The organism is Actinoplanes sp. NPDC026619, assembly GCF_040638295.1.
Taxonomy (GTDB): Bacteria; Actinomycetota; Actinomycetes; order Mycobacteriales; family Micromonosporaceae; genus Actinoplanes.
The window spans coordinates 22,735-29,604 of sequence record NZ_JBEZYA010000058.1 but is presented as its reverse complement, the minus strand read 5'-3'; the positions used below and the strand labels follow the sequence as shown (position 1 = coordinate 29,604).

At 67.2% G+C, this 6,870-nt stretch carries 5 protein-coding genes and 1 pseudogene; all 6 read left to right on the top strand.

Annotation, left to right across the window (positions count from 1 at the left end; all coding sequences use genetic code 11):
* Positions 1 to 105 precede the first annotated feature (105 nt).
* The 6 genes and pseudogenes from AB0E90_RS50790 to AB0E90_RS50765 all read left to right on the top strand — a co-directional run bounded on the left by AB0E90_RS50790 (position 106) and on the right by AB0E90_RS50765 (position 6,853).
* Positions 106 to 1,359, top strand: coding sequence for a M15 family metallopeptidase (locus AB0E90_RS50790; RefSeq protein WP_360420944.1), 1,254 nt, complete (start codon positions 106 to 108; stop codon positions 1,357 to 1,359).
* Between the two features lie 98 nt (positions 1,360 to 1,457).
* Complete coding sequence (locus AB0E90_RS50785) at positions 1,458 to 1,661, top strand: hypothetical protein (protein ID WP_360420940.1); 204 nt, start codon at positions 1,458 to 1,460, stop codon at positions 1,659 to 1,661.
* Between the two features lie 204 nt (positions 1,662 to 1,865).
* Positions 1,866 to 3,038, top strand: coding sequence for a DUF1996 domain-containing protein (locus AB0E90_RS50780; RefSeq protein WP_360420939.1), 1,173 nt, complete (start codon positions 1,866 to 1,868; stop codon positions 3,036 to 3,038).
* Positions 3,039 to 3,472: 434 nt separating this feature from the next.
* The gene (locus AB0E90_RS50775; RefSeq protein ID WP_360420937.1) at positions 3,473 to 4,792 is read left to right on the top strand and encodes an MATE family efflux transporter; all 1,320 of its coding nucleotides are present in this window, start codon (positions 3,473 to 3,475) and stop codon (positions 4,790 to 4,792) included.
* A gap of 154 nt (positions 4,793 to 4,946) precedes the next feature.
* Positions 4,947 to 5,594: pseudogene (locus AB0E90_RS50770) on the top strand (beta-ketoacyl-[acyl-carrier-protein] synthase family protein); the annotation flags it as partial.
* The gene (locus AB0E90_RS50765; protein ID WP_360420935.1) at positions 5,591 to 6,853 is read left to right on the top strand and encodes a ketosynthase chain-length factor; all 1,263 of its coding nucleotides are present in this window, start codon (positions 5,591 to 5,593) and stop codon (positions 6,851 to 6,853) included. The pseudogene AB0E90_RS50770 and the gene AB0E90_RS50765, both read left to right, overlap by 4 nt.
* The last annotated feature ends 17 nt before the right edge of the window (positions 6,854 to 6,870 follow it).

Below are 6,870 nucleotides of genomic sequence, written 5' to 3'. Positions count from 1 at the left end.
CCACGATGGACGGCATCTCAGGCACCCGGACATCCTGCCGAACAACCCCGGCAAGATCAAACCGGCCCGAAACAGCCGACCTGATTAGTTACCAATTACCGTCCCATCGAGGGCTCGACGACACTGAGTAACCATGCCTCGGGTACGGCTATCGACCTGAACTGGAACGACCACCCGCAAGGCCAGAGCGGTACCTTCAGCGCCGCGAAGGTGGCGGCGATCCGACGCATCCTGGACCTCTGCGGAAATGTTGTCCGATGGGGTGGCGACTACAACAGCACCGTCGACGAGATGCATTTCGAAATCAATGTCCCGCCTGGCTCGTCGAGCCTCGCGACCTGTGCACAGGCGATGGCCGGCACGGTCCCGCCGGTCCCGTCGGTGTCGTCGTCGGCGTCGTCGGTGGTGTCGTGGGGTCCGAACCGGTTGGATGTGTTCGGGATCGGTAGTAACAAGGGCATGTTCCACAAGAGCTGGAATGGCAGTGTGTGGCAGGCCTCGTGGGAGAACTTGGGTGGTTCGTTCCTGAGTGACCCGATCGCGGTGTCGTGGGGCGCGAATCGGCTTGATCTGTTCGCGGTCGGTACTGACAAGGCTATGTATCACCGGTCGTGGAATGGCAGTGTCTGGGAGGCGTCGTGGGAGAATATGGGGGGTTCGTTCCTCGGTAAACCTGCGGCAGTCGCGTGGGGTCCGAATCGGCTTGATGTGTTCGGCGTCGGCGACAACAAGGCTGTTTTCCACCGGTCGTGGAATGGGAGTGTTCGGCAGGCCGGCTGGGAGAACTTGGGTGGTTCGTTCCTCGGCGATCCCACGGTTGTGGCGTGGGGGGCGAATCGGCTGGATGTGTTCGGTGTCGGCACTGACAAGGCTATGCGTCACCGGGCGTGGAATGGCAGCGTCTGGGAAGCCTCCTGGGAGAATATGGGTGGCTCGTTCCTGGGCGACCCGACCGTTGCCGCGTGGGGGCCGAATCGGCTTGATGTTTTCGGTATCGGTGACGACAAGGCGATGTTCCACAAATCCTGGAACGGCAGTGTCTGGCAGACCGGCTGGGAAGATCGGGGTGGTTCCTTCGTCGGCAATCCCGCCGTTGTCGCGTGGGGTTCGAATCGGCTTGATCTGTTCGGTATCGGCGCCAATCAGGGCATGTTCCATACGTCTTGGAACGGCAGTGCCTGGCAGTCGGGGTGGGAGAACCGTGGCGGCACTTTCACCAGTGATCCCGCTGTTGCCGCGTGGGGTCCGAATCGGCTTGACCTGTTCGGTGTCGGCGCTAACCAGGGCATGTTCCACACCTCCTGGAACGGCAGCATCTGGCAAGCCGGCTGGGAGAACATGGGCGGCACATTCCAATGACAAGGTTTGACCCTATTCAGTAGCAATGTCACGGCCTCTCCGGTACTCCGGTGCCGGAGAGGCCGCCGGCTACGTGGTTCGAGTCTTGAGTCCGTTGGATGTTGACCAATGACAGGCATTGTCAAAGTGAGGCGGGCCGGGTCGAGAAGGTCGACAACGCCGACCACCTGGTCTTCGACCTGACCTTGACCCCACCGGACGGCAAGGTCGGCGACTGCACCCTCGGCTACGACGCGATCCTGCACAAGATCGTCAGTCACCAGGTCTTCGTCGCCGTGAAAGCGGCAGGCGCGGACAGCTAGACCAGCCTCGGCGTGCTGGACTGGCGCGGACACACCATCACGGTGCCGGCCGCCAGCCCGATTCGGCGTATCGATCGTCCCGCCAGGCTGGTCCCATTAAGTCTCGCTTAGCCGGCTGGCCTCTCATCGATCTCGACGAATAAGGTGCGCGCTCTGGGCTGCGAACTTGCGCCCGGTCTCGACACCAACGGAGGATCCCCGGACATGCGAGCTCTACTGCGCGGTGCGGCCGTGCTCGTTCTCGTCGCGGCGAGCCTTCTCAGCCAACCCGGCGGGCCGGCGCAGGCGGCCGTGAGCGGCCAGTGGAAGGTCGACTGCAATCTGTCGCACTCCAGCATGGACGACCCGATCGTCTTTCCGGCCCTGCCCGGTGCCTCCCACATGCACGACTTCTTCGGCAACGCGGGCACCAACGCCTACTCGACACTTGCCACCATGCAGGGCGTCACCAGCACCTGCGCCAAGAACGACCGCAGCGCCTACTGGGCGCCGGCGCTCTACCGCGACGGGGTGAAGGTCAATCCGTCCTCGTTCATCGCCTACTACGAGAACCGCTTTGCGGACGACGTGACGCTGACCGCCTTCCCCGCGGGCTTCCAGATGGTCTTCGGCAACAAGGCGGCCACCACCGCCGCCCAGGTCGACGCCCACATCACCTGGGGTTGCTCCGACTCCAGCCAGCTCGGCGGAAAGGAACCACCGGCGGCCTGCGCCAGCGGTGGCATCCAGCTGCGACTGATGTGGCCGTACTGCTGGGACGGCAAAACCCTCTCCTCGCCCAACACCGCACACGTGTCGTTCGCCCCCGGCGGGGTGTGCCCCGCCGCGTTCCCGATCGCCATGCCGACCATCCGGACAAACATCTTCTACCCGGTAGGCACCACGACCGGAACCGTCACCTTCGCATCCGGGTCGGTCTACTCCGTGCACGCCGACTTCTTCAACGCCTGGGACCAGCCGACCCTCGAGGACCTGGTCACCAGATGCCTCAACGGCCACACCGACTGCGGCCACTTCACCGGTACGAGTCCCGGCACCGACCCGGCACCGACATCTACTACTACGACCACCGCTACGGCATCCGCCGCCGCACCGACGCAGACCACGCAGTCGACGACCGCCGCCGTCACACCGGCGCCCGCCACCACCACCTTGCCGTCGATCGCCGCCGCTGCGGCCTCCTCGCCGGCCGCCTCGAGCGCCGGCCACACCGTGGCCGGCACCGCCGCTCGCCCGGCGTCGCCCCGCTGGACGCTGACCGCTGCCTCCGCGACCCACCCGATCGGCCTGATCGCGGCCGGACTGCTGGCCGCGACCGGCGGAGCACTCTTCCTCCGCCGCCGTAACGACCGCCGGAGTACCTCAAAGCCCGTCTAGCAGCACAGGCCACCGAGCGGCGGCACGCTGCGTTTCAGAAGGCCAGGACGCGGAAAACCTCGGAAAGCCCGGACGCGTTCCACCGCGCCCGCAAGATGCGGTCGTCGCTCGGCGGGCCAGGCCAGAACTGAAGCAAGTAGAAGTCGACTGGCTCGTCACCGTCGTCAGGTTGATCGAGGTCGTGACCTTGCTGCATGCCACGCGCGCAATACCGAACGCGGTATTCACCATCCGGTACGGCAAGCGGAGACCCATCGCTTGGTCGCCGACTGGGGTGGGTGTCACGGCTTTCACGCCGTAGTCCAGACCTCGCGCGAATCAGGGCTTGACTCTCACACCGTGTCAGGCCGAAAGGTATGGGCATGACGCGCACTTTCGAAGATTTCTAACCTCTCATCAGGGGGATGCCCCATGCGCTTCATCGGGTGGCTTTCGTGGCGTTCTTGACCGATGAAAACGATCTCGCCGTCGCCGGGAAGGCATCGTTGGTCGTCCCGGCGATCCGTTTTTCCGCGTCCATTCTGCTGGGGCTGCTGGCCGGGCTGGTGCTGCAGATTTTCACCCTGGCTTTCCTGGGCCGGCTCGGCGAGGACGCGCTCTACGTGCGTGCGATATATACCCCGATCGGATTTCTGGTCCTGGCCGTCACCGAAGGGCTCGTGGTCGCCACGCAGGTATCGGCGGGAATCGCGACGCGCTCGGGGCGGCGCGACACCCGCCGGCCGTTGCCGACCTTCCTGGTGCTGGGCGGCGGCGCGCTGATCCTCACCGCCGGGGTGTTCGCCGCCGCGGCAGGCCCAATCCTGAGCGCGCTTGAGGTCGATCCGGCGGACCGCAGGGCGGTGCTGATCTTCGTGGTCGCGGTCTGTCTGGCTACGGTCGTGAGTCTGGTGCCGCTGGCCGGGGGCGCGGTGCTGCGAGGCATGGGGCGCACGGTTGCATCGTCGGTCCTCTCGGTCGGATTCACCTTCGTGGCCATCGGGGCCATGGTGGTGCTGCGAGTCTGGACGGACCTGGGCATGCTCGCGGTGCCGGGCAGCACGCTGATAGCCGGCGTGGTCGCCGGCGCCGCGTCATGGTGGCTGCTGCGTGGGCACACAGCCGCCAGTTCCTGGTTCCGGCGGGACGCGGCGGCGGAACTGTGGATGTTCGGAGCGCCGGTGGCGGTCACTTTCCTGATCCTGTCGTCGGTGAACTTCGGTTACCTGCGGGTGCTCCGCAACGCCACCAGCGCGGACATCGCCGGATTCAATCTGGGGCAGGGCGCGAGCTCCTTCTTCATGGTGGTGGCGATCGCGGTCGGGTCCGGCACGGCCATCGTGGCGAATCTGCGACAGGGGGAGGTGCGGCGGCCGATCGACGCGGCCGGTCTGAGTGCCGCCGTTCGAATCTCCCTGTCGGCCTACGCGGGGATCGGCATCCTGGCCTTCGTGTTGCGCGATCCCTTGAGCCGGCTGCTCACCGCAGACGAGGACGTGGCGCGGACGACCGCCAACTATTTCCTGTGGATGGGGCCGACGTACGCGGTCTTCGGCGGGACCCTGGCCGTGCTGACCTACCTGGAACAGGTGGGCCGGGCGCGGACCGCGCTCCTGCTTAACGCTGTCTATTTCGCGGTGCTGTTGGTCATCGCGTTTCTGCTTCCTCAGCCGGTCAGCAGCAACACACTGACGAAATTGCTCGCGATCAGTAACGTCGTCGGGTTTCTGACGTGCTGGCAAAGTGCCCGATATTTAATCAATCGCGCGGCGTAGGCGCCAGTTGCCCGATGGTGAGCATGGTCTGATCCTGGCTCAGTTGATGCGGCGGTAGGTGATGCCGGCGAAACCCGTCCCGGTGGCGACCACACCGACGATCAAAGTGCTCGGTTGTGGCGAACGGCTCCGGCACGGGCTGATCGATCCCGATTTCGACGCCATCAAGGCGACGACCGCGCGCAACGACTCCCCGGAGACGGCGTCGCGGCCGTTCGACCGGACCCGCGACGGCTTCGCGCTGGGCGAGGGCGCGGCCGTGTTCGTGCTCGAGGAGTTCGAGCACGCACGCCGTCGCGGCGCCGAGATCTACGCCGAGGTCTCCGGGTTCGCGTCGCGGTGCAACGCCTACAGCATGACCGGGCTGCGGCTGGACGGCCGGGAGCTGGCCGACGCCATTCGCGGCGCGTTCGACCAGGCGCGCCTGGATCCCAGCGCGACCGACTACGTCAACGCGCACGGCTCGGCGACCAAGCAGAACGACCGGCACGAGACCGCGGCCTACAAGGCCAGTCTCGGCGAGCACGCCTACCGGGTGCCGATCAGCTCGATCAAGTCGATGATCGGTCACTCGCTCGGCGCCATCTGCGCCCTCGAGATCGCGGCGTGCGCCCTGGCCATCAAATACTCCGTGATACCGCCGACCGCCAACCTGCACGAACGCGATCCGGAATGCGACCTGGACTACGTGCCGCTCACCGCCCGGGAGATGCGAGTGGACACGGCACTCAGCGTCTCCAGTGGATTCGGCGGCTTCCAGAGCGCCGTCGTCCTGACCCGGCCCGGTCTGGAGGTCCGATGACCATGGTGACCCCGCCCGCAGCTCCGCCCCTCGCGGCCCGGGGCGTCGCGCCGGTCGTGACCGGCCTCGGTGTGGTCGCGCCGAACGGGCTCGGCGTTGCCGAGTACTGGGCGGCCACGCTGGCCGGGCGCAGCGGCATCACCCGGATCACCCGCTTCGACCCGTCCGGTTACCGGGTGAAGGTGTTCGGCCAGGTCGATATCGATCCCGGCACGCATCTGCCCAGCCGGCTGCTGCCGCAGACCGACCTGATGACGCGGCTCGCCCTGATCGCGGCCGACGAGGCTCTGTCGGACGCCGCGGCCGAACCGCGCTCGATGCCGTACTTCGCCGGCGGTGTCGTCACGGCGGCCTCCGGCGGCGGGTTCGACTTCGGTCAGCGCGAGCTGGAAGCCCTGTGGAGCAAGGGCAGCGCGTTCGCCAGCGCGTACCAGTCGTTCGCCTGGTTCTATCCGGTCAACACCGGGCAGATCTCGATCCGGCACGCCCTGCACGGGCCTGGCGCTGCCCTGGTCAGTGAGCAAGCCGGCGGGATCGACGCGGTCGCCAAAGCGCGGCGCGGCATCCGGGGCGGCGCCGAGCTGATGATCGGCGGCGGTGTCGACGGTTCGTTGTGCCCGTGGTCGCTGCTGTGCATGACGCGCTCCGGCCGGCTCAGCGAATGCCCCGATCCGGAACGGGCTTTCCGGCCGTACGACGTCGGCGCCTCCGGGGCAGCGTTCGGCGAGGGTGGCGCCCTGTTGGTGATGGAGCACCCGGACGCGGTCCGCCGACGCGGCGTCACCCGTACCTACGGCACCGTCGCCGGATACGGATCGACCTTCGACCCGCGGCCGGGCTCCGGTCGCGAGCCCGGTCTGCGGCGGGCGATCGAGCGCGCGCTGGCCGACGCCGCGGTCACCGCGGCCGAGGTGGACGTGGTCTTCGCCGACGCCGCCGGCCTGCCCGAACTGGACCGGGCCGAGGTCGACACGCTGAACCAGGTGTTCGGGCCGGGCGGCGTGCCGGTGACCGCGCCCAAGAGCATGACCGGCCGCCTGCTGGGTGGGGGAGCGTCGCTCGACCTCGCCACCGCGTTCCTCGCCCTGCGCCATCAGATCATCCCGCCGACCGTGCACGTGGATCAACCGGCGTACCCGGATCTGGATCTCGTGCGCGACACACCGAGGCGCGGCGATCTGGCGGTTGCGCTCGTCGTGGCCCGGGGCCACGGCGGCTTCAACTCCGCGATGGTGCTCCGCGCCCCCGCGGACTCGTAACCACGACAAGGAGCCCC